18 protein-coding genes and 2 pseudogenes are annotated in these 23,599 nt (G+C 68.6%); 9 read left to right on the top strand and 11 right to left on the bottom strand.

Features of this window, described 5'->3' with window-relative positions; all coding sequences use genetic code 11:
• Positions 1 to 52 precede the first annotated feature (52 nt).
• From QMG73_RS26940 to QMG73_RS26930, 3 genes are all read right to left on the bottom strand, one after another.
• Positions 53 to 1,159, bottom strand: coding sequence for a glycosyltransferase family 4 protein (locus QMG73_RS26940; protein WP_281900216.1), 1,107 nt, complete (start codon positions 1,157 to 1,159; stop codon positions 53 to 55).
• Positions 1,156 to 2,412 (bottom strand): M48 family metallopeptidase, encoded by a 1,257-nt coding sequence (locus tag QMG73_RS26935; RefSeq protein WP_281900214.1) that lies wholly within the window; start codon positions 2,410 to 2,412, stop codon positions 1,156 to 1,158. The genes QMG73_RS26940 and QMG73_RS26935 overlap by 4 nt, the downstream gene beginning before the upstream one ends.
• 143 nt (positions 2,413 to 2,555) lie before the next feature.
• Positions 2,556 to 2,783, bottom strand: coding sequence for a hypothetical protein (locus QMG73_RS26930; RefSeq protein ID WP_281900212.1), 228 nt, complete (start codon positions 2,781 to 2,783; stop codon positions 2,556 to 2,558).
• A 734-nt stretch (positions 2,784 to 3,517) separates the two neighbouring features.
• Between QMG73_RS26930 and QMG73_RS26925 the strand changes: the two are divergent.
• The 6 genes and pseudogenes from QMG73_RS26925 to QMG73_RS26905 form a co-directional block, all read left to right on the top strand.
• Positions 3,518 to 4,657 (top strand): annotated as a pseudogene (locus QMG73_RS26925) (ISL3 family transposase); the annotation flags it as partial.
• Positions 4,658 to 4,683: 26 nt separating this feature from the next.
• Positions 4,684 to 4,749: pseudogene (locus tag QMG73_RS46475) on the top strand (hypothetical protein); the annotation flags it as partial.
• 44 nt (positions 4,750 to 4,793) lie between these two features.
• On the top strand, positions 4,794 to 5,060 hold the full coding sequence (locus tag QMG73_RS26920) for a transposase (protein WP_407676864.1): 267 nt from the start codon (positions 4,794 to 4,796) through the stop codon (positions 5,058 to 5,060).
• Between the two features lie 153 nt (positions 5,061 to 5,213).
• Positions 5,214 to 6,437 carry a glycosyltransferase gene (locus tag QMG73_RS26915; RefSeq protein WP_281900210.1) on the top strand — a complete coding sequence of 408 codons (1,224 nt, stop codon included), beginning with the start codon at positions 5,214 to 5,216 and terminating at the stop codon, positions 6,435 to 6,437.
• Positions 6,438 to 6,478: 41 nt separating this feature from the next.
• Positions 6,479 to 7,582, top strand: a complete 1,104-nt coding sequence (locus QMG73_RS26910) for a PQQ-dependent sugar dehydrogenase (protein WP_281900322.1) — start codon at positions 6,479 to 6,481, stop codon at positions 7,580 to 7,582.
• Positions 7,583 to 7,595: 13 nt separating this feature from the next.
• The gene (locus tag QMG73_RS26905) at positions 7,596 to 9,122 is read left to right on the top strand and encodes a metallophosphoesterase family protein (RefSeq protein ID WP_281900208.1); all 1,527 of its coding nucleotides are present in this window, start codon (positions 7,596 to 7,598) and stop codon (positions 9,120 to 9,122) included.
• Here the strand turns inward: QMG73_RS26905 and yicI are convergent.
• The 4 genes from yicI to QMG73_RS26885 all read right to left on the bottom strand — a co-directional run bounded on the left by yicI (position 9,109) and on the right by QMG73_RS26885 (position 14,540).
• Entirely contained in the window at positions 9,109 to 11,364 is a 2,256-nt protein-coding gene (gene yicI / locus QMG73_RS26900; protein ID WP_281900206.1) for an alpha-xylosidase, read from the bottom strand. The two genes, QMG73_RS26905 and yicI, sit on opposite strands and share 14 nt — an antisense overlap.
• Before the next feature lie 90 nt (positions 11,365 to 11,454).
• Positions 11,455 to 12,279 (bottom strand): carbohydrate ABC transporter permease, encoded by an 825-nt coding sequence (locus QMG73_RS26895; protein WP_281900204.1) that lies wholly within the window; start codon positions 12,277 to 12,279, stop codon positions 11,455 to 11,457.
• Complete coding sequence (locus tag QMG73_RS26890) at positions 12,276 to 13,235, bottom strand: carbohydrate ABC transporter permease (RefSeq protein WP_309299529.1); 960 nt, start codon at positions 13,233 to 13,235, stop codon at positions 12,276 to 12,278. Before QMG73_RS26890 ends, QMG73_RS26895 begins: the two co-directional genes overlap by 4 nt.
• Positions 13,236 to 14,540, bottom strand: a complete 1,305-nt coding sequence (locus tag QMG73_RS26885; protein WP_281900202.1) for an ABC transporter substrate-binding protein — start codon at positions 14,538 to 14,540, stop codon at positions 13,236 to 13,238. It abuts the gene before it with no gap.
• 175 nt (positions 14,541 to 14,715) lie between these two features.
• Here QMG73_RS26885 and QMG73_RS26880 point away from each other — a divergent pair, with 175 nt between their 5' ends.
• Positions 14,716 to 17,631 carry a glycoside hydrolase family 3 protein gene (locus tag QMG73_RS26880; RefSeq protein WP_309299528.1) on the top strand — a complete coding sequence of 972 codons (2,916 nt, stop codon included), beginning with the start codon at positions 14,716 to 14,718 and terminating at the stop codon, positions 17,629 to 17,631.
• Positions 17,632 to 17,859: 228 nt separating this feature from the next.
• Positions 17,860 to 18,927, top strand: coding sequence for a 3-deoxy-7-phosphoheptulonate synthase (locus QMG73_RS26875; RefSeq protein WP_281900200.1), 1,068 nt, complete (start codon positions 17,860 to 17,862; stop codon positions 18,925 to 18,927).
• Between the two features lie 46 nt (positions 18,928 to 18,973).
• Here the strand turns inward: QMG73_RS26875 and QMG73_RS26870 are convergent, their stop codons facing one another.
• Positions 18,974 to 19,252, bottom strand: coding sequence for a GlsB/YeaQ/YmgE family stress response membrane protein (locus tag QMG73_RS26870; RefSeq protein WP_281900198.1), 279 nt, complete (start codon positions 19,250 to 19,252; stop codon positions 18,974 to 18,976).
• Between the two features lie 121 nt (positions 19,253 to 19,373).
• On the opposite strand from QMG73_RS26870, the gene QMG73_RS26865 reads away from it, so the two are divergent.
• Positions 19,374 to 21,800, top strand: a complete 2,427-nt coding sequence (locus QMG73_RS26865; protein ID WP_281900197.1) for a penicillin-binding protein — start codon at positions 19,374 to 19,376, stop codon at positions 21,798 to 21,800.
• Between the two features lie 780 nt (positions 21,801 to 22,580).
• Here the strand turns inward: QMG73_RS26865 and QMG73_RS26860 are convergent.
• The 3 genes from QMG73_RS26860 to QMG73_RS26850 form a co-directional block, all read right to left on the bottom strand.
• Entirely contained in the window at positions 22,581 to 22,850 is a 270-nt protein-coding gene (locus QMG73_RS26860) for a hypothetical protein (RefSeq protein ID WP_281900318.1), read from the bottom strand.
• 25 nt (positions 22,851 to 22,875) lie between these two features.
• Positions 22,876 to 23,127, bottom strand: a complete 252-nt coding sequence (locus QMG73_RS26855; RefSeq protein ID WP_281900195.1) for a DUF6158 family protein — start codon at positions 23,125 to 23,127, stop codon at positions 22,876 to 22,878.
• A 121-nt stretch (positions 23,128 to 23,248) separates the two neighbouring features.
• Entirely contained in the window at positions 23,249 to 23,449 is a 201-nt protein-coding gene (locus QMG73_RS26850) for a DUF397 domain-containing protein (RefSeq protein WP_281900193.1), read from the bottom strand.
• Positions 23,450 to 23,599: the final 150 nt, after the last annotated feature.

The following is a 23,599-nucleotide window of genomic DNA, read 5'->3' as shown; positions in this document are numbered from 1 at the left end:
TGCATTCGCCCTTGATCCATGGAGATGGCCTTGATCGACGGCCGCGCCAGAGTCAGGGGTTGAGCAGCTCCGACAGGTGGGCAGCCTGGGTCTCCCAGCGCCACTCACGCTCCACCCACGCACGGCCCGCCTCACCCATACGGGTGGCAAGATCGCGGTCGGCGAGCAAGCCCGCCACCCGATCGGCGATGTGCGGAATATCGCGACCATTCACCACGTACCCGGTCTCGCCCTCACGGACCGCATCGGGCGCACCCCCCGAATCGCCGGCCACGACGGGCAGGCCGCTCGCGGACGCCTCAAGGTAGACGATGCCGAGGCCCTCCACATCGAGGCCGGCGTTGCGGGTGCGGCACGGCATCGCGAAGACGTCGCCGGCCGCGTAGTGCGCGGGCAGCTCCTCATGCGGCACCGAACCGGTGAACACCACACCCTCGCCAGCCATCTTCGCTAGGCGCGACCGGTGCGGACCACCACCGACCAGCAGCAGCACAGCGTCTGGCACCCGGCGCCGGATCAGCGGCATGGCCCGGATCAGCGCATCCTGGCCCTTCCGAGGCACCAGGCGCGACACGCAGACCACCACCGGACGGTCGCCGAGACCGTGCCGGCGGCGGATTTCAGCACCGTCCACATCGGGGTGATACGTGTCGACGTCAACGCCCGGCGGGAGCCGGCGCAGCTCAGTCAGGCCGTGCAGCGCCCGGTCGAGGCGCACCCGCTGGTACTCGGTCAGGAATGTGGTCACGTCGACCCCCCGCGCGATCCGGCGCAGCAGGCCGCGCGCTCCGGGGAGCGCGGCCCAGCCGATCTCGTGGCCGTGCGTCAGCGCCACCGCGCGCTCGACGCCCGCGCGGCGACGCAGGCCCGCGGCGAGCAGGCCGAGAGGCGCCGCAGCGCCGAACCACACAGATTCGCAGCTGTACGCCTTCGCGAGCTCCGCCGTGCGACGGGCGGCCCGGCGGGTGGGCAGCAGGACTCCCGTCGACTCGCGGACCACCTCGAAGGGTTGCTCCGCGTCGAACTTGGCCGCGCCGCGCCAGGTCGACGCGTACACCACGAGGGAACCGGGCGGCTGCCGGATCGCGAGGTTGTGCACGAAGGACTGGATGCCGCCCGGCCGCGGCGGGAAGTCGTTCGTGACCAGAAGGGTGGTCATCGCTCTCCTCGGGCGTAGGCCCGCGCCGCGGCCATCCGCTCCACCGTGGACGGATGCGAGGCGGAGTAGAGGTATTCCCAACGGGGTGGGTCCGGGTCGCCCAGGTTGACCGTGGAGAGGCGGCGTTGCATCGCCTCGAACGTCGCCGGGTCGCCCGTCAGCACGAGCGCGTGTTGGTCGGCGCGCGCCTCCACGCGCCGGGACACCAGGCTCTGCACCGGTGAGGCGGCCAGGCCCACCACCGACACGATCGCCACCATCAGGGCGAGCGCTCGCGGTTCGCCCATCGAGTCGACGCCAGCGGCGCGCAGCAGCCATCCCCAGCCGCCCAACACGTACAGGGCGATCACGGCCGCCGCCGCCCCCAAGGCACCGATCAGCGTGCCGGTGAAGACATCGCGGTCCTTGGCGTGACCGAGCTCGTGCGCCACCACACTCGTGACCTCGGCGGGTGGAGCTTCGCGCAGCAGGGTGTCGTAGACGACGATCCGACGAGTCGGGCCGAGCCCCGAAACGTACGCGTTGACCGCCCGGGTGCGGCGGGACGCGTCAGCCACCAACACATCGCGTACTGGCACACCGTCACGCTCGGCGAGCGCCATCAGCTCGGTGCGCTGCGGACCGGGCTCCATCGGGGTGAACTTGTTGAAGACCGGCTCGACGAGTACCGGCACGATGAACGAGAGCAGCACCACCAGGCAAGCCGCCCCCGCGGCGCCGAACGCCCACCACCAGCGCGGCGCGAACCGGGTGATCGTGTAGAAGCCGAGAAGCGCGAGTGCGCCGATGACCGCGGTGACCGCGTACGACTTCAGGACGTCGACTACCCATCCACTCCAGCTTTGTGTGGAGAGCCCGTATTTCACCATGACGGTGTGCCGCCAGGCCGCGAACGGAAGCGTGGCCAGCTCGGCGACCAGTACGATCGCAAGCCCGCCGACGATCGCCCGCGCCACCCAGTGGTCGCCGAAGGGGCGACCGCCCAACTCGACCAGGCGCGCGCCCAGCGGGGTAAGCCCCAGGACCAGCGCCACCACCAGCCCGACGGCCAACGCCCCGTACGAGCCAGGGCGCAACGCCGCATGAAACGCCCGACCGCGGCTCACCTGCGCCGCCGGCAGGTCGCGCAGAGCCGCGAGCTGATCGGCGCGCGGCGCCGGCGGACGGTGCCACGGCACCAGGAACGCGGCGGCCACAAGGAGCGCGATGAGAAGCCCGCCCAGAGCCACGACCGCCCAGAGCCTAGGGGTCATGCGCCGCCTCCCGCAGCCACCACAAAGCGCAGGGAGCGCAGCGACCGAAGCGACTGGCGGCTACAGGGAGGCTTCGGGGCGCATGACCCACGCGAGCGAAGGCGAGCGCCAGTTGGCAGGGTCATGCGAGCCGATACTAGTGGTCATGCCACATGCCGCCTGCGGCGTCCACCGGGCATGAGCCGCAGCGGCGGCCGTGCCGGCTCGGAAATCACATCGACGTCAAAGCCAGCGCGCGCGAACACCTCGATCGCCTGGCGCTCCGCCTCGGTGAGCTGACCGTATCGCGGCGGCGTGTCGATCAGGGCGCTCACCAGGCACCCGCCACACGCATTGCCCCGAACGGCGCAGCTGTCGCAATCGATAAGCATGCCCTGACGCTAGGTGAGGGGTATGACAAAATCGCAACCCACCAAGATCCATGACCATCACCGCGCTCCGACCTGCTGAGACGCTGGGTGCAGGCCACAAGATCCCGGAACCTGCGGCATCGGAAGCGGGTCGATGCCGCAAGTTCCCTGAAGATGTCCCTTCGCACGGGTAGCGCTCGACTCCCAGCGTGCTGGGGTTGGGTACCGACGACCGTAAACGGCGACCAGCGACGGCAGCGGGCCGCGAGCGCAGCACTACGGACGTCGGGCCCCGAGCGCCGGGCAGCGGGCGTCGGGCCGCGAACGCCCACCGACGGCCACGCGCTGTGGGCGCTGCCCGCCCCTGTCGGGCGAGAGCGAGAGCGCCGGCGACGATCAAGGAACATTGCGTCGATCAAGGGCAAAAACACGCGGAAGTGAGATCGAGCCGCGTGCATTTACCCTTGATCGACGAGCCGGGGGCTGGCGTACGCGGGCGCCAGCGCCCGCGAGTGGCCGGTGCGACGCGGCTCCGGCGCGGGCCGACGCGGGCCGACGCGGGCCGACGCGGGCCGACGATCAAGGGCATTCGCATGGATCAAGGGCTAATGCACGCGGAAAGAGATCAAAGCACGTGCATTCGGCTCTTCGCCCCGATGTGTGGGTTGGGGTCGGGTTGGTGATTGGGGCACGCCGTTGCCTGGCCTAGGTTTCGGACTGTCTGACGGTTCGATTCCTAGAGTGGGGGCAACGGCGTGCGTTCGTTAAGCGTATGGAAGCGGGTTTTGGGGTGTCAGGGCGCGGTGGTCGAGTCGACGTGTGTCGATGATGTGGCTGGTGTGGTGGTGGTCAGGGTGCGTGCGTCGGCGCGGGAGCGGCAGCGGTGCGGGCTGTGTCGGCGGCGGTGTCCGTGGTACGACCAGGGCCGCGGCCGGCGGCGGTGGCGCAGTCTGGATGTGGGTGTGATGCGGGCGTATGTGGAGGCCGAGCAGCCGCGGGTGTCCTGTCCTGAGCATGGGGTGGTCGTGACGGCGGTGCCGTGGGCGCGACACGGGGCCGGGCATACCCGGGACTTCGACAGCGAGGTGGCGTGGCTGACCCGGCAGATGTCCAAGACCGCGGTGTGCGCGCTGTCGCGGATCGCCTGGCGCACCGTGGGTCAGATCATCACCCGGGTGGTCGCGGACGCGGACGCGCAGGCCGGGGACCGCCTGGATGGGCTACGCCGCATCGGTATCGATGAGATTTCTTACCGGCGTGGCTACAAGTATTTGACGGTCGTGGTCGACCACGACACCGGCCGGCTGGTCTGGGTCGGCCAGGGCCGTAGCAAGGCCACCTTGGCCGAGTTCTTCGAACGGTTGGGCCCGCAGCGATGCGCCCGGATCGCGTTGGTCTCCGGGGACGGCGCGGACTGGATCTTCTACGCCGTCGCGGAGCACTGCCCCAACGCCCGGCAGTGCCTGGACCCGTTCCACGCCGTGGCCTGGGCCACCAAGGCCCTGGACCTGGTCCGTAACCAGGTCTGGCGCCAGGCCCGCAAAGACGGACAGAAAGCCCTGGCCAGCGACATCAAGGGCGCCCGGTACGCGCTGTGGAAGAACCCTCAAGACCTCACCGAACGCCAACAAGCCAAACTCGCCTCGATCGCCAAGACCAACCAGCCGCTCTACCGCGCCTACCTGCTCAAAGAACAGTTCCGGCAGATCTTCGCCGCCGGCGGCGAAGAACGCATCGAACTCCTAGACCAGTGGCTGGCCTGGGCCAGCCGATCCCGGATCCAACCCTTCGTCGACCTGGCACGACGCATCCGCATCCACTTCCGCCCCGACATCGCCAACACCCTGGTCCACCGACTCAGCAACGGCCGTATCGAGTCCGTCAACACCAAAATCCGACTACTGANCAACAAGCCAAACTCGCCTCGATCGCCAAGACCAACCAGCCGCTCTACCGCGCCTACCTGCTCAAAGAACAGTTCCGGCAGATCTTCGCCGCCGGCGGCGAAGAACGCATCGAACTCCTAGACCAGTGGCTGGCCTGGGCTGGGCCAGCCGATCCCGGATCCAACCCTTCGTCGACCTGGCACGACGCATCCGCATCCACTTCCGCCCCGACATCGCCAACACCCTGGTCCACCGACTCAGCAACGGCCGTATCGAGTCCGTCAACACCAAAATCCGACTACTGACCCGCATCGCGTTCGGGTTCAAAAACGTCGACGCCCTCATCGCCCTCACCCGCCTACACCTCGGCGGCTACCAAACCCCACTACCCGGCCGCAACTCTCCCACCTGACCCACACATCAGACAGGAGAGCCGTGCATTCGCCCTTGATCGGCGGGAAGAAGGGGCGCACAGCGCGCGGGCGCGGAAGCGAGGGGTGGGCTCACAGGGGTGGCACAGGGTGGGCAGATGTGGCGCTGAGGGGAGGCACGGAGGGTGGAGCCCATGACGACCACAGTTCTTCCGGGCGCCGCCAGCTACAGCGCCCACGTACCGCAGGGCGCGGTCCTCGACGTGGTGATACCCGTCTACAACGAGGAAAAGGATCTTGAGCCCTGCGTCCGGCGACTGCACGCGCATCTGCGCAGGAGTTTCCCGTACCCCTTTCGGATCACGATCGCCGATAACGCGAGCACCGACGCGACGCTCGGCGTGGCGACCGCCCTGAGCCGCGAGCTGCCCGAGGTCCGGGCCATCCACCTGGATCAGAAGGGACGGGGCCGCGCCCTCAACGCGGTCTGGACGGCATCCGACGCACCCGTCCTGGCGTACATGGATGTGGATCTTTCCACCGACCTGGCCGCCCTGCTCCCCCTCGTCGCGCCGCTGATCTCCGGCCACTCGGACCTGGCGATCGGCACCCGCCTCTCGCGCGGTTCGCGAGTCGTGCGCGGGCCGAAGCGTGAAATCATCTCGCGCTGCTACAACCTGATCCTGCGCGGCACGCTCGCCACCAGGTTTTCGGACGCGCAGTGCGGGTTCAAGGCGATCCGCCGCGACGTGGCCGAGCGCCTCCTGCCACTCGTACAGGACACCGGCTGGTTCTTCGACACCGAGTTGCTGGTACTGGCCGAACGAGCCGGCCTGCGCATCCACGAGGTACCGGTCGACTGGGTCGACGACCCGGACAGCCGCGTCGACATCGTGGCCACCGCGGTCGCCGACCTCAAGGGGATCTGGCGACTGGGCAGGGGCCTGGCCACGGGGGCGCTGCCGATCGGCTACCTGCGCCAACAGGTCGGTCGGGACGGCGCGCCAAAGGGCTTGGCGGGACAGCTCGTGCGGTTCGCCGGCGTCGGGGTGGCCAGCACCCTGGCGTACGTGGCCATTTTCGGCCTGTTGCGGCTCGTGGCCGGCGCCCAGGCGGCGAACCTGCTCGCCCTGCTCATCACGGCGGTCGCCAACACGGCGGCGAACCGGCGGCTCACGTTCGGAGTGACGGGGTGGCGCGGCGCGGGCCGGCACCAGATGCAGGGCCTGGTGGTCTTCGGGCTGGGACTGGCGCTGACCAGCGGCTCGCTGGCGGCGCTGTCCGCCCTGGCGCCGTCGGCCAGCCGCCTGGTGGAGATCGCGGTACTCGTCGTGGCGAACCTCGCCGCGACCGTGCTGCGGTTCGTCCTGATGAGGGCGTGGGTCTTCAACCAAACGAAAGCTACCCTGGCCGGGTGACTGCCCGCGCCCGCGCCACCGCCGTCGCTGTGGTTCTGACCATGGCGGCGGGCGGCTGTAGCTTTGGCGAGCCCGCGCCCGACGAGGCCGGCGAGCCGCCCAAGTTTCCCACCCCGACGGTGACCGCCACGCCACAGGACGGCGTCAACCAGCAGGTCGCGGCGACGATACTGGCCAAGGGGCTGCGCGTGCCGTGGGGTGTGGCGTTCCTGCCGGATCGTGGTGCGCTGGTCACCGAGCGCGACACCGGCAAGATCCTCAAGGTTGGGCCGGAGTCGACGACGGACGGGCTCAAGGTGACCACCGTGCAGACGCTCGATGAGGTCGACGCGGCCGGCGAGGGCGGCCTGATGGGCATCGCGGTATCGCCGAACTACGACACCGACAAGTCCGTCTTCGTGTACTACTCCACCGCCCAGGACAACCGGGTCGCCAAGCTGGTACTGGGCGGCGAACCCACCCCGATCGTCACCGGCATCCCGCTGTCGGGCATCCACAATGGCGGGCGCCTCGCGTTCGGGCCGGACGGTTTCCTGTACGCCACGACGGGCGACGCGTCGCAGCGTGGGCTCGCGCAGGATCCGAAGAGCCTCGGCGGCAAGATCCTCCGGATGACGCCGGACGGAAAGCCCGCACCGGGTAACCCGATCAAGGACTCGCTCGTGTGGTCGCTGGGCCACCGCAACGTCCAGGGCATCGCGTGGGACGCCAGCAAGCGGCTGTACGCGGCCGAGTTCGGGCAGAGCACCTGGGACGAGATCAACCTGATCGAGCCGGGCAAGAACTACGGCTGGCCGACTGTCGAGGGCAAGGCGAACGATCCTCGGTTCGTGAACCCGCTGGTCGTGTGGTCGCCGAAGGACGCCTCGTGCTCCGGCCTGGCGGTCGTCGAGCGGGTCGTGGTCGCCGCCTGCCTGCGCGGCGAGCGGCTCTGGCTGGTCGAGCTCACCGCCGCCGGCTCCGTGTTCGGGCAGCCGCGCCCGATGCTGGTCGAGCAGTACGGCCGGCTTCGCACCGCGATCGCCGCCCCGGATGGTTCACTGTGGGTGACCACGTCGAACCACGACGGCCGGGGAGACCCTGATCCGACCGACGATCGCATCCTGCGGCTCGTCTTCTCTGGCGGCGGGGCCGGAAAGAGCTAGTTTTAAGCAGGGTATGAGCAAGATAGATCGGAAAGCGCGCGTCATGCGGGCGGTCGGCAGAGCCGTCCGCTCCCTTCCCACCCGCAAGGTCGGCTTCGCGCTGGTGATGCTCGGCGTCGCGGCGGCCGGCGTGATCATCGGCGTACTGCTGGGCGCGCACACCAACACCGACGTGGGCCCGTTCCGTGCCGAGATGTCGATCACGCCGTCGATCGTCGGCGACACCGAGGTGGCGATCCCGCCGCTCGGCTCGCTGCACCTCAACAGCCACGACGGCCCGACGCACCTGTCGGTCAACCTGGGCACGCTCGACCAGCGCCGCACCGAGGCCCTGCTCGACGACCCGGCCGGCATCAGCCGGGCCAGCCAGACCGCTCTCGATGACGTCAAAGAGGGCCTGATCCGGCTCGGCATGCGCACCGTCGCGGCCTCGGTGCTCTGCGCGATGGTGCTGGCCGCGCTCGTCTTCCGCGACGTACGCCGGGTCGCCTGGTCGGGCTTCCTCGCGCTGGCCATCGTCGCGGGCAGCCTCGGCACCGCCGCCGCCACGCTGCGCCCCAACTCGATCGAGGAGCCCAGGTACGAGGGGCTGCTGGTGAACGCGCCCGCCGTCGTCGGTGACGCGCGAGCGATCGCGGACAACTACGGCAAGTACGCGGAGCAACTTCAGCACATCGTCGCGAACGTGAGCCGGATCTACACGACCGTCTCCACGCTGCCGGTGTACCAGCCGGCGCCGGGCACGACGAGCGTCCTGCACGTCTCCGACCTGCACCTCAACCCGACCGCCTGGTCGATGATCCGCACGGTGGTGGAGCAGTTCGGCATCGACGTCGTGGTCGACACCGGCGACATCACCGACTGGGGCAGCGAGCCCGAAGCGTCGTACGTCGCCTCGATCAGCCTGCTCAAGGTGCCGTACGTCTACATCCGCGGCAACCACGACTCCGCCGCGACCGCCGCGGCGGTGGCTCAGCAGAGCAACGCCGTCGTACTGGACAACAAGGTCGCCACCGTGGCCGGGCTGACGTTCGCCGGCATCGGCGACCCGCGCTTCACGCCCGACAAGGAGACCTCACCCGCCGGCTCGGGCAACTCGAAGCAGACCGCCGAGCGGATGATCGGCACCGGCGAGCAACTGGCCGCCACGATCAAGGCCGCCGACCGGCCGGTCGACATCGGACTGGTGCACGACCCTGCCTCCGCGGTGACGCTGACCGGCACGTGCCCGCTCGTCCTCGCCGGGCACACGCACAAGCGCGAGGTGTCGATGCTCGCGCCGGTGCCCGGCGGGATGCCGACCCGGCTGATGGTGGAGGGCTCCACCGGCGGCGCCGGGCTGCGCGGCCTCGAAGACGAGGAGCCGCTGCCGCTGGCGATGTCCGTCCTCTACTTCGACGAAAACAAGGTGCTACAGGCGTACGACGACATCCAGGTGGGTGGGACCGGCCAGGCCCAGGTCACCCTGGAGCGCAAAGTGATCAAAGACGAGCAGGCCACGCCGTCCGAGGGCCAGCACGCGCCGCCTACGCCACGCTGAGCTCGGCCTCCGCGACATCATCGGGTACGCCGACAGCCCGGCCCGCCATTTCGACGCGCCACGGGGCGGCGGTGCCTGTGCGCAGTACCCGGATCGCGTCGCCCTGCCGCACCACGACGAAGCTGGTCGCGACCGCGCCGCCGAGCGACGGAACGTCGACCCGCACCTCACCCTCGGCCAGCTCGTAGAGCTGGAGGGTGACGCCGTCGTGGTACTCGTAGTCGGGGCGGTCGTCGCGGGCGCCCAGCGGCAGCGCGGTGCCCGGCCGCACGAGCACCGGCACCGTGTCGAAGCCGCACGTCTCGGTGACCCAGCGCGGCCCCTCGACGACCTCGCCGGTGAGCAGGTGGGTCCAGCGGCCGGCGGGCACGTAGTAGGAGACGCGGCCGGACGCCGACATCACCGGTGCGACGAGCAGCCGATCGCCGAGCATGTACTGCCGGTCGAGGTAGGCGCAGGCCGGGTCGTCCGGAAACTCCGCCACCATCGGCCGCATCACCGGCACACCCTCAGTGTGTGCGGTGACGGCGGCACCGAACAGGTACGGCATCAGCCGCGCCTTGAGCCGGGTGAACGCCCGCAGCACGTCGACGGCCTCCTGGTCGAACTCCCACGGCACGCGATACGAGTGGTTGCCGTGCAACCGGCTGTGCGACGACAACAGTCCAAAGGGGATCCACCGTTTGAACACCGCCGGGTCCGGCCTGCCCTCGAAGCCACCGATGTCATGGCTCCAGTACCCGAAACCCGACATCGCCAGCGACAGGCCGCCGCGCAGGCTCTCGGCCATCGACTCGAATGTGGACTCGCAGTCGCCACCCCAGTGCACGGGGTACTGCTGACCGCCGGCCGTCGCTGAGCGGGCGAACAGTACCGCTTCGCCGTCGCCCCGGTGCTCGCGCAGCAAGTCGAAGACGGTGCGGTTGTAGAGATGCGTGTAGTAGTTGTGCATCCGCTCGGGGTCGGAGCCGTCGTGCCACACCACGTCCGTGGGGATGCGCTCGCCGAAGTCGGACTTGAAACAGTCCACACCCATCTCCAGCAGCGCCCGCAGCTTCCCGGCGTACCACGCGCACGCGTCGGGGTTCGTGAAGTCGACGAGCCCCATCCCGGCCTGCCAGCGGTCTGTCTGCCACACGTCTCCGCTCGCGGTACGCACCAGATACCCGGCCGCCGCTCCCTCGGGGAACAGCGCCGACCGCTGCGCGATGTACGGGTTGAGCCACAGGCTGACCCGCAAACCGCGCTCCTTCAGCCGCTTGAGCATCCCGGCCGGGTCGGGGAAGGTGCGCGGGTCCCACTCGAAGTCGCACCAGTGGAACTCGCGCATCCAGAACGTGTCGAAGTGAAACACCGACAGCGGCAGCTCGCGCTCGGCCATCCCGTCGACAAAGCTCATCACCGTGTCCTCGTCGTACGACGTGGTGAACGAGGTGGTCAGCCACAGGCCGAACGACCACGCCGGTGGCAGCGCGGGCCGCCCGGTCAACGCCGTGTACTTGTGCAGGATCTCCTTCGGCGTGGGCCCGTAGATGACGAAGTACCGCAGCTCGTGGCCCTGAGCGCTGAACTGCACGCGGGACACCGCTTCCGAGCCCACCTCGAACGACACCAGCCCCGGGTGGTCGACGAACACCCCGTACCCGCCACTGGTCACGTAGAACGGCACGTTCTTGTACGCCTGCTCGCTGCTCGTGCCACCGTCGGCGTTCCAGATGTCGACCGACTGGCCATTCTTGACCAGCGGGCCGAAGCGCTCCCCCAAGCCGTACACGGTCGTGTCGACGCCGAGGCGTAGCTGCTCGCGGATGTAGTGCGCGCCGTCGTCGGTACCGATAGCCGCCATCGCCTTGCGCTCGCTCGCGGTGAGCACCTCGCCGCCGGCGAGAAACTCCATCCGCCACCTGTCGCGGTTGAAGCGCACCGACAGCGCCCCGGAGGTGAGTGTGGCGTCGTCGACGGACAGGTCGACCGGTGGCTGGGTGGACGCCAGCTCGAAGTGCGGCCCGCGCGGGGTGCGCCCGGTGAAGTGGGAGACCGTTATCCCGATGACGTCCGGCATCGGCGACTCCGCGCGCACGGTCAGCATCGGGCGGTTGAGGGTGTCGCCCCGGTGTCCGATGTGGGCGGTCGGCGCGTACACGGTCAGGCTGTCGCCGTCGGCGGTGACGTCGTGCACCTCAGCCGGGTAGAGCGGGTGCACACCGTCACGCACGTGCCAGTAGCCGTCGGTGAACTTCACAGTGCTGACTCCTACGTTCCGTGGACTGTGGATCCCGCTAGCGGCCGTGGGTGACCACGACGGCGAACGACCAGGATTCCGGTTTGGTTCCTACTTGATGGCCCCGGCCATGACGCCGCGGGTCAGGGTTCGCTGGAAGATGAGGAAGAAGATGATGGCTGGCACGATGCCGAGTAGGGCTGATGCGCTGGTGGTGGTGGCGTCCATCATCCGGTCGCCCTGGAGCACGCCGAGTGCTACCGGCACGGTCTGTTTGTCGTTGGAGATGAGGAAGATCAGGGGTAGGAAGAACTCGTTCCAGGTCCAGATGAAGAAGAACGTGAACAGTACCGACAGGCTGGGCCAGCTGATCGGCACCACGACCCGCCACAGGGTGCGCCATTTGCCGGCGCCGTCGATCGCGGCCGCTTCCAACATCTCCCGCGGAAACGCCGTGTAGACCGAGGAGAGCAGGTAGGTACCGAAAGCACTCTGGATCGCGGTGAAGATGATGATCACAGCGAGTTGGGTGTTGTAGAGACCGACCTCTTTGGACAGGTAGTAGAGCGGGTAGACCAGGGCCTCTTGTGGGAGCAGGTTCGCGAGCAGGAAGAAGACAAGAAACGCGCCGCGTCCGCGTACCCGGCCGATGCCCAGGGCGTAAGCGTTGAGGATCGACACGATGACCGCGAGCACAGCCACGCTGGCGCTGATCAGGAAGCTGTTGAACAGTTTCTCGCCGAAGTCGACGCGGATCCAGAAGTCGGCCAAGCCTTTGAAGTACAGGCTGTCCGGCAACGACAGCGGCCCGCCCGACGCGTACTCGGCAGGGCTTTTGACCGCGTTGAGCGCGACCAGCGCGAACGGTGACAGCACGACGATGACCAGCAGCGTGAGCACCGCCAGCACCGCCGACCGCGACAGTCGCGCGTTCACAGCAGGTCCCGCCTTTCGCTACGGGCCTGGATGCGAAGAAACACCACGGCGAGCACGACGATGATGACGGTCAGCACGGTGGCGATCGCCGAGCCGTAGCCGACCTGTGCCTTCTCGAAGAAGTTCTGGTACGCGAAATAGGAGGGCACGAGGGTGGCGTTGCCTGGCCCGCCCCGGGTGAGCACGAAGATCTGCCCGAAAATCTTCAACGCGGCGATCGTCGTGGTCACCAGCACCACATAAATCTCCGGCTTGATCAGATGGATGGCGATCCGCCGGAACCGCTGCCACCAGCCGGCACCGTCGATCGCCGCCGCCTCATACAGTTCCGGGTCCACCCGCTGGAGCCCCGACATGAACATCACGACCGGGTACCCGATCTGGAACCACACCATGATCACCATGACGCTGTAGAGCGCGTACGCCGGATCGCCGAGCCAGTTCTTGGCCAGCGCGTCCAGGCCGACGTTGGTGAGGATCGCGTTGAGCGCACCGAAGCTGGGGTTGAGGATCCAGCCCCACACGATGCCGGTGACCGCCACCGGCAGCACCTGCGGCAGGTAGAACCCGGAACGCAACACGCTGGCCGTGCGCGGCCCGATCTGCTTGCCCACGTAGTCGAACAGCACCGCGGCCAGCACCAGCCCGAGCAGCGTGGGCACGACCGCCATCGCCACGATCAGAAAGATGATGTTGCGGAACGAGGCCCAGAAGTTCTCGTCCCCGAGCAGCCGCGTGTAGTTGTCCAGCCCGATCCACTCGGGGGTACCCACCCCCTGCCACCGCGTGAAGCTGATCCCGACGTTCATCAGCAACGGCACGACGATGACGACCAGGGACAGCAGCACGCCGGGGATGAGGAACACCGCGTAGCCGCCGCCGCTACGCCGGCGCCGGGCGCGGGCGGGAGCGGCGCCCGCGAGGGGGCGCCGCTTCACCTCTGTCGACGTGGTCACTTACTTGCCGATACTGGTCAGGTTGTCGTTGTACGGCTTGGCGATCTCATCGAGCACCTGCGCCGGTGTCTTCGTGCCGTTGATCAAATGTTGCGTGCCGGCCACCAGCACGTCGTAGTAACCAGGCGCCGGCCAGTCGGGATAGAACGCCAGACCGTCCGAGGAGTTGAGCTTGTCGAAGTTCTCGATCAGCTCCTTACTCTTCGGATCAGTGATCTTGCTCAGATCACCCAGTACCGGCACACCACCCGAGTTGCCCAACAGCGACTGGATCTCCGGCTTCATCGTGATGTCGATGAAGTCGTACGCCAGATCCTTGTTCTTCGCCTTGTTCGGCACCACCCAGATGTTGCCGCCCGAACCCGGGTGCAAGCTGTTGCCGGGGAACAGGAACGTGCCCCACTGGAAGCCCTTGGCCTCAGCCACGAACCGCCCATACCACCAGCTGCCCGAGATCAGGATCGGGAACTTGCCCTGCGTCCACGCCACGCCCATCGGGTCGGCCTTGATACCGGCCGAGTCCTTGGCGATGTAGCCCTTCTTGACCCAGTCGGCGAACGTGTTGGCCGCGTAGGTGAGCTCCGGCCCCTTGAAGTCGACCTTGCCCTTGTACAGCTGGTAGGAGTCGACCCACGAACGGTTCGCCTTCGACAGCGCCAACTCGTAGAAGATCTGCTGCGCCGGATACTCCGCACCACCGACCGACAGCGGCGTCACACCGGCCTTGACGAACGTGTCCATCGCCGCCTCGAACTCGGCGAGGGTGGTCGGCACCCGCACGTTGTGCTTCGTGAACAGGTCCTTGTTGTAGTAGACCATCACATACTCGGCGTAGTTCGGCACACCGAACCATTTGTCGCCACCCATGATGCCCTGCTCGTCGTACTTACACGTGGTCTGGATACTTGGCGAAATCTTGTCCCAGCCGCGTTTTCCGGCCTCCGAGCTCAGGTCGGTCAACAACCCCTGCTTCGACAGCAAACCGGCCGACGCGTTGCCCTTGTTGTACTCCATGATGTCCGGAGCCTCGTCCGAGTTCAGGATCATGTTGGCGCTCTGCCGGATCTGCTCGAACCCCTTCTCCTCGAACTGCACCTTGACTCCGGGGTGCGATGCCTCGAACTGCTTGATCGCCTCGGCCCAGGCGACGCCCATCGCGCTCGTCGCGCCTTCGTAATGCCACAGCTTCAGGACCTTGCCGTCGCCGCCGCCCTCGTCGTCGGCGTCCGCGCCGCAGGCGGCCAGGACCAGTGACGCGGCGGCGAGCAGCGCGGTGACCGCGGCTCGGGTGCGAGTGGTGAACACTGCCACCTCCTAATCGTCGAAATGCGAGTCGAAGCGCTTCGACAAACATTCACGCCCAGCTAAACGGACCCCCGCATCCGTGTCAACCCACGTTTTACAACGGCCGGTTACCCGGGAGTTCGTATGGTGTCCAAACTATTGACAGGCCGCTAGGCGGTACACGAGCCTCGCAAGAGTGCGCTCTCTGAAGGCCTTGATGGCGATCGCCGTGACGATGACCGTGCTCGCGCCCGCCGTCGCGGCGCGCGCCGACGACACGTACCCCTTCCGCGACCCCGCCCTGCCGCTGGACGCGCGCATCGACGACCTCGTCGGTCGCCTCACGCTGGACGAGAAGATCTCGCTGCTGCACCAGTACCAGCCGGCGATCCCGCGGCTCGGCATCGGCCCGTTCCGCACCGGCACCGAGGCGCTGCACGGCGTCGCCTGGCTCGGCGAGGCCACCGTCTTCCCGCAGGCCATCGGCCTCGCCACGACGTGGAACCCCGACCTGATGAAGCAGGTCGGCACCGCCGTCGGGCGGGAGGCGCGCGGGTTCCACGCCAAGGACCCGGCGAACAACGGGCTCAACCTCTGGGCGCCCGTCGTCAACCTGCTGCGCGACCCGCGCTGGGGCCGCAACGAAGAGGGGTACTCGGAGGACCCGTACCTGACTGGGGCGCTGTCGACCGCGTACGGCAGGGGATTGCAGGGCGACCACCCCGTGTACCTCCAGTCGGCGCCCACCCTGAAGCACTACCTCGCCAACAACAACGAAATCAACCGCGACACCGCCTCATCGACGCTGCCGCCCCGGCTGCTGCACGACTACGAGCTGCCCGCGTACCGGACCGCGATCCAGGCGGACGCCGCCACCGGCGTGATGACGTCGTACAACCTCGTCAACGGCCGACCGGCCACAGTGGAGCCTTCACTCGACGCCGAGGTGCGCACCTGGACCGGCAAGGACCTCATGGTGGTCAGTGACGCGTTCGCACCCGGAAACCTGGTCGGCTCGCAGCGGTACTACGGCACGCAGGCGGAGGCGAACGCCGCCGCGATGAAGGCCGGCCTCGACAGCTTCACGCAGGACGGCAACAATCCACAGTCGACGGTCACCGCGATCCGCGCCGCCCTGGATCAGGGGCTGCTCACGGAGGCCGACCTCGACGAGGCGCTACGGCACATCTTCTCCATCCGGTTCCGGCTCGGCGAGTTCGACCCACCGGGCAGCAACCCGTACGCGGCCATCACGCCCGACGTCATCAACTCCCCCGCACACCAGCGGCTCGCCCGGCAGGCCGCCGACGAGCAGGTCGTGCTGTTGAAGAACGCGGGCAACGCGCTGCCGCTCTCCGCGGCGAAGACGCGAAAGGTGGCGGTCGTCGGTCCACTGGAGAACACCCTCTACACCGACTGGTACAGCGGCACGCTGCCCTATGCGGTCACGCCGCGGCAGGGCATCCAGGAGCGGCTGGGCGCCGGCGCGACGGTGGTGGCCAGCGAGGGCGTCGACCGGATCGCGCTGCGCGACGTGGCCACCGGCCGGTACGTCACCTCCACGGGCACCACCGACGCGGACCACGTGCGGCTCGGCTCCACCACGGCCGACGACGCCGCGCGGTTCGACGTGTTCGACTGGGGCCAGGGCCTGCTGAGCCTGCGCAACGTGGCCACCAGCAAGGTCCTCGGGTACAACTGGGGGCCGTTCGTCACCCGCGACGCGCAGCCCAACAACTGGTACGTCCAGCAGCAGTTCAAGCTCGAGGAGCAGAGCGACGGCACGTTCGCCATCCGGTACGCCGGCTACGAGACGCGCGAGCCGTGGTTCCCGGCGGTGCGGTACCTGACCGTGAACGCCGACGGCGAGCTGGCTCTGGGCGCCGAAACCGCTGCCACGGCGGCCCGGTTCACGAAGGAGACCGTCCGCAGCGGTGTACAGGAGGCGGTCGCGGCGGCCAAGGGCGCCGACGTCGCGGTCGTCGTGGTCGGCAGCATGCCGTTCATCAACGGCCGGGAGACCAACGACCGCGTCTCGACGGCGCTCGCCGAGGGCCAGGCGGCGCTGGTCAAGGCGGTCCGGCAGGCCAACCCGAACACCGTGGTGGTGCTGGAGAACAGCTACCCCACCACGATCACGTGGGAGCAGGCCAACGTGCCGGCCATCCTCTGGACCAGCCACGCCGGGCAGGAGACCGGGCACGCGATCGCCGACGTGCTCTTCGGCGACCACAACCCGAGCGGCCGGCTCACCCAGACCTGGTACCGGTCGGACGCCGAGCTGCCCAGCATCCTCGACTACGACATCGCCAAGACCGGCATGACGTACCTGTACCACCGCGGCACGCCCCTCTACCCATTCGGACACGGGCTCAGCTACACGACATTCGGGTACTCCGCGCTCCGGGTCGACGGCTCGTCGGTCTCCGTCGACGTGACCAACACCGGCAAGCGCGCCGGCACCGAGACCGTGCAGCTCTACACGCACCAGCGCAGGTCCCGCACGACGCAGCCGGTCAAGCAGCTCCGCGGTTTCACCAAGGTGACCCTGGCACCGGGCCAGAAGAAGACGGTCCGCATCCCTCTCAAGCGGTCGGATCTCGCCTTCTGGGACGTCACCCGGAGCCGGCCGGTGGTGGAGACCGGCGCGTACGACATCCTCGTTGGCGCCTCGGCCACCGACATCCGGCGTACGGCGACGCTCCACGTGACCGGCGAGACGATCCCGCCGCGCGACCTGCGCACCGCCACGGCCGCGTGGACGTTCGACGACTACGCGGGCACCACACTCGTCGACACCACCAAGGCAGCGGGTACCGCCGTAGCGGCGACCGCCCCCGGACAGTGGATCAAGTTCGCGGACGCCAACCTCGGCACCGGTGTCACCAACATCACCGCACGCGTCTCGACACCCGGCACCGCGCCCGCCGCCATCCAGGTACGCCTGGGCGGCCCGAACGGCCGGCTGCTCGGCACGCTCACCGTGCCCGCGACGGGTGACCGGTACGCCTGGACCACCGCTTCCGGCGGTCTCCGGCGCGCGGCCGGCCGGCATGACGTGTATCTCGTCTTCACCGGAGCCGCGCAGGTCGACAGCGTGCGGTTCTGGTGATCATGGCCAGGCAGGGTATGCTGGCCGGCGTGACGCGATGGTATCTGTGGTTTACGAGGCCGGCCCCTGTGCCGGTGACTCGGCCATGAAGCCATGACCTGACGTCACCAGACACCGCCAGAGGCCGGCTGGGCAGGAGCGAAAAGCTCCTGCCCTTTTGCATGCGAAGCGCAGCCGGCTACGACCTGGGGATGCCGGCCCCGGGGAGGCTGGCGGAAGGACTTTCCAGTGACACTCCCAAGCGTTCAGCGGGTCAGTGACCAACGCATCGACAAGGTCATCCCCCTGATGACCCCCGCGCTGCTCCATCACGAGCACCCGCTCGACGAGGATCTCTCGGCGGCCGTGCTCGAGGGGCGGCGCGCGGTCGCCCGCGTACTCGACCAGGAAGACGACCGGTTGATGGTGGTCGTTGGCCCCTGTTCGGTACACGACCCGGCCGCCGCCCTCGAATACGCCGACCGCCTCGCCGCCACCGCCGCCCGCCTGGCCGACGACCTGCTCATCGTGATGCGGGTGTACTTCGAGAAGCCGCGCTCCACGGTCGGCTGGAAGGGCTTGATCAACGATCCGCGGCTCGACGGCTCCGGCGACGTCAACACCGGCCTGCGTACCGCTCGCTCGCTGCTGCTGCAGGTGTCGCGCAAGGGCCTGCCGGTCGGCTGCGAGTTCCTCGACCCGATCATCCCGCAGTACATCGCGGACACCGTGGCGTGGGGCGCGATCGGCGCGCGCACCGTCGAGAGCCAGGTCCACCGCCAGCTCTCCTCCGGCCTGTCGATGCCGATCGGGATGAAGAACCGCCCGGACGGGGCGATCTCCACCGCCGTCGACGCCATCCGAGCCGCCGGCGTGCCGCACGTCTTCACCGGTATCGACGTGTCGGGCACCCCGGCGATCCTGCACACCCGGGGCAACTCCGACTGCCACCTCGTGCTGCGGGGCGGCAGCGGCAAGCCCAACTACGGTGCCGAAGACGTGGCGGGCGCGCTCGGTCAGCTCCGCGCGGCGGGCCTGCCCGAGCGGCTGGTCATCGACGCGAGCCACGGCAACAGCGGCAAGGACTACACCCGCCAGCCGGTCGTGGTGGCCGACATCGCCGAGCAGATGGCGGCCGGCCAGCGCGGCATCGTCGGTGTGATGCTGGAGTCCTTCATCGAGGAGGGACGCCAGGACCTCGACCCCACGGCCCCGCTGACCTACGGCCAGTCGATCACCGACGCCTGCATCGGCTGGGACACCACCGTCCACGTCCTCGAAAACCTGGCCAAGGCCGTGATCGCCCGCCGGGGGTAGGCTCCCGCCGCACGCTCCGCGCCCCACCTCTGGGGCGTGGGGCGTATCAGGCCGTCTTGCGGGTTTCGGAGCCGCCCATCACGCGGGCCGCTATCCAGACGAAGAGCACCGCCAGGGCCACCTGGATCGCGTGCCGGATCCAGTCGATCCCCTTGGTCTCGCCCACGCCCAGCCAGTCGGCGAGCACGCCGCCGAGCAGGGCGGCCGCGATGCCGACGCCGATCGTGACCCACACCGAGATGTTCTGGCGTCCGGGCAGCAGCAGCCTGCCCAACATGCCGACGATCGCGCCTGCGATGATCGCCCAGAGAATCGTCCCAATCATGGTGACCTCCTCAACCAGAGGCTAGGCCGGCGGCGGGTCCTTCGCGGTCGAAACTGCGATACCGGACACATCCGCAACCGGGGCACAGCCCATCCGAAAACCGCCCACGTATGAAAGAGCGATGAAGATTGACCGGCTGCGCAACCGCGACCGCTCCTCGCGACGTCTTGCAGAGGTGACTCGTAATCGCAAGCTGGTGATCAACACAGCGGCGTTGATGCTGTGCGGCGTGCTCGCCGGGCTGGCTGTCGCGGCGGCGGCCTTTCCCGCCCTCGCGATGTCCGGGCTGGCCGCCAAGGCCGGCGCCGACTCGTTCGAGGCGTTGCCGAGCGAGCTGACCAACGCGCAGGCGCCACAGGCCAGCGAGGTCTACGCGTCCGACAACAAGACGCTGATCGCTCGCTTCTTCGACGAGAACCGCCGGAACGTCGAGCTCGAGGCCGTCTCCCCGATCATGCCCAAGGCGATGTTCTCGTCCGAGGACCACAGCTTCTACACGCACAAGGGCGTCGACGCCAAGGGCATCGCGCGGGCCTTCGTGGCGAACAGCTCGGGCCAGTCGCAGCAGGGCGCCTCGACGCTGACCATGCAGCTGGTCCGGATGTCCATCACCTACACGGCGACGGACAACAAGGCGGTCGTCGCGGCCGGCGAGGACACCACCGGGCGCAAGCTGCGCGAGGCGCGGCTCGCGCTCCAGGCGGAGAAGAAGTACAACAAGGACGAGATCATGGAGCGGTACCTCAACATCGCTCCGTTCGGCGCCAACACGTACGGCGTGTATGCCGCGAGCCAGTACTACTTCGCCAAGCTTCCCAAGGACCTGACGCTGCCCGAGGCCGCCATGCTGGCCGGCATCGTGAAGTCACCCACCCAGTACGACCCCACGACGACGGAGGGCTACGAAGCCACCCTCGAACGGCGCAACTGGGTGCTCGGACAGATGGTCGAGACCAAGTCCATCACCGCCGAGGAGGCCGAGGCCGCGAAGGCCACCCCCATGACCATCAAGGCGAAGCGGTCGCCGAGCGGCTGCCTCGTCACCAAGCCCAACGACTGGGGCTTCTTCTGCGACTACTTCCGCCGGTGGTGGATGTCGCAGGAGGCGTTCGGCGGTAGCGAGTACGACCGCGAGCGGCGGCTCAACGGCGGCGGCTACCGGGTAGTGGCCACATTGGACCCGAAGACGCAGAAGGCCGCCAAGGACAACGTCGAGCAGCGACTGAAGACCGGCAACAAGAACGCCCTCATGGTGGCGGCGATCGAGCCCGGTACCGGCAAGGTGCGGGCGCTGGCCACCAACCGTAACTTCAAGGTGGACAATCCGTACGACCCGCAGAACAAGCCGAGCACCAACCCGAAGAGCAAGGGCCAGCGCGGCACGTACCCCAACACCACCAATCCGCTGATCACCGGCGGTGGCGGCATCACCGGGTACCAGTTCGGGTCGACGTTCAAGATCTTCACGATCGTCGCGGCGCTGGAGAAGGGGTACCCGCTCGACTACACGCTCAACGCGCCGCAGCGTTACCCGTCCAAGTACAGCGGCGGCGGCCCCACCTCCTCCTGCGGCGGCAGCGACCGCTGGTGCCCTGGCAACGACAACCCCACCCAGGCCGGTATCCACAACGCGTGGACCGCTTTCGGCCGCTCCGTGAACACCTACTTCGTGCCCATGGAGGAGCGGGCCGGCGCCGCCAACGTGGTCGCCGCCGCGCAGAAAATGGGCATCAGGTTCCTGAACGACGACGACGCGAGGCGCGCGGCCAACAAGGAAGAGGCTGACGACTGGGGAGCCTTCACGCTCGGCGTCTCCGGCACCACCCCGCTCGACGTGGCCAACGCGTACGCCACGCTCGCCGCGGACGGCAAGCACTGCGAGCCGATCCCGGTGCAGGAGATCCACGAGATGGGTGGCAAGAAGCTCGACGTGGCGAACTCGCGCTGCAACCAGGCGCTCGACGTCCAGGTGGCGCGGGCGGCGCTCGACGCGGCGCGCTGCCCGGTCGGCGACCAGTCGGCCTTCGGCGAGTGCAAGGGCGCCACCGAGCCGGAGGCGCGGGGCAGGATCGGCCACCCGGTCGCCGGCAAGTCGGGTACCACCGACAGCCACCGCACCGCCTCGCTCGTGGCCACCACGAGGAACCTCTCGGTCGCGGGCGTCCTCGCCGACCCGGACTGGGCCGAGACGACCGCCGACATGAGCCACGGCATCGTCAACCCGGCGGTCTACGAGACGCTCGCCGACGCGTTGAAGGGTAAGGAGGTCAAGAACTTCCCGCCGCCGACGCAGAAAATGGCCTACGGCGAGCAGCGGTCGATCCCCAACGTCCAGTGCGCCCCGGTCAACGCGGCACGCTCCACTCTGGAGAATGCCGGCTTCCGCGTCGAGGTCGCCACCACGCAGGTCCCCTCCACATGCCCACCGGGCACCGTGGCCGGCACCGAGCCCGAGGGCCGCACCATCGAAAACGGCCTGGTAGTCCTAAAGATCTCCTCCGGCGGCGCCGGCGCCACCCCCACCGGCGGCCCCCCACCCCGACGCTAACCCCGCCCTTCCCGCCCACCGCCCCGCCCTCTTGCCGCCGATCAAGGGCAAACGCACGCGATTCGATCGCAAAACCGCGTGCGTTCGCCCTTGATCCATGTGATCCCCCTTGATCGGCGAGTCCTGACGCGGGCTCGATCACCCGCTACCCGGTCTTGCGCCGCGCCGCGCCGCGCCGGTGGCGCGGATGCCGCATTTTCAGGGAAAACGCGCCCTCCGACCGGCCCGGATAGCGCAGAATCCCCGAAGTTGCCGCAACGTCCCGCCAGACCCGCGCCCCGCGCGGTACGAAACCCAAGACCGTTCAGGATCAGGAGCGAACTTTGGGCTACCGCGGCGTTCGTCGCGGTCCCAGCCGTCGCTCCCGCGGCCTCACCGTCCGCGTGCCCACGACCCGGCCGCGCTCACGCACGCAGCGCCGACAGCCCGGCCTGCCGGACGTGGGCTTGGCGGGCGGGGCTGGCAGCGGGGGCCGGGGATTTCGGCGAGCGCTTGCGAGCCGCCGGCCCGCGCGGTGCCCGCGGGAGCATGCGGTCCGCAGCTGACGCGGACCGGGGCACCACAAATGCTTTGGGTGGATACACAGGAGGCACCGCCCGTGCGGGCGGTGCCTCTCAGGCGTCGGTGTGCAGGTCGCCTCTCGGCGAGTGGCGCGACGCGGCTCCAGCCGAACGGTATTCCGCGAAGGCAATTAGGTGAGGCCCGGGGACACTGGACACACCGACAGTCATCTCAACGGCACTAGGGTGCCTTGTGTTCCGGCCCCGGGTGTATTCCAGATCACCCTGCCGTCAGGTTGTCGTCCACGGCGCGGGCGAGATCGTCGAGCGCGCGGTCGGCTTCTTCGCTCGGCGCGCCGTCGACCTGAAGCTCGACCCGAGCGCCGCCGGCGGGATTCGGGTGCACGGTGAGTTGGGCCCGGTCGTGCCATCGGGCGCGGAGGCGGTCGAGGTCGACCTCGGGCGGGGTGGCGCGCAGTTCACCGGGGAGCCACCCGGAGCGGGCCGGGTCGGTCGCGGTGTTGAAGACCACCTCGGGCGGTGCCGACATGCCCCGCTCGGCCTGGTAGGCCACCTCAGAATCCGTCCCGCAGGCGGCCAGGGTCCACCTCGCGCCCGGGATGGCGGGTCAGGTATTCGGTCTCGAGTTCGGCGGTGCGCCGCAGATGATTGGCGAGAGAGGCGTCGGAGCCGTGCCGCAGCGTGTCGAGCCGGGTGCGGTGCAGGCTGGCCATCTCGCGGATGAGGTCTTCGTCGGTCAGCTCGGTGGGGTCGATGCCCGCGTCGTCGATCGGCGGGAGCTGGCCGTGCGCCGCTGGTCCAGTCATGACTACTGCTGTTGCCCGGACGGCGCGGTTTGAAACGGCGGCGGTCAAGGGCGCATCGGGAGAGCGACAACGCCCTTGCACGCGGTGAGCGGTGCTTTTCAGCTGTGCTGAGCGGTGCGATTCAGCGAAGGTCGAACTCACCGGCGCGGACACCGGCGACAAAGGCCCGCCAAACGGGTACGGCGAACGAAAGGTGCTCCTGCGGCAGCGTCGAGTTGCGGATTGCTACGGCCTCCGGCGCGCGTGCCACTTCGACGCACGCGTGAGACTCGCAACGTGTGCTCTTCCGCCATGTAGCGCTGACGGCACCCGAGTGGGCCATCTACTCTCCTCGATCTGATTGCCTCGGCCCGGTGCCGTGACGGCTCACCTTAGCACCATTTGCCCGCTTTATCGGTATGTGCGAATAATTTCCGATAACGGTTCGGTGAAGGTTTTTGTGCGATGGCGCGAAGCGTGTATCAGACCGACG

The sequence above is a fragment of the Phytohabitans aurantiacus genome (assembly GCF_027923225.1).
Lineage (GTDB): Bacteria > Actinomycetota > Actinomycetes > Mycobacteriales > Micromonosporaceae > Phytohabitans > Phytohabitans aurantiacus.
Note: the sequence above shows the minus strand (reverse complement) of the source record. Positions and strands in the feature narration are given on the sequence as shown.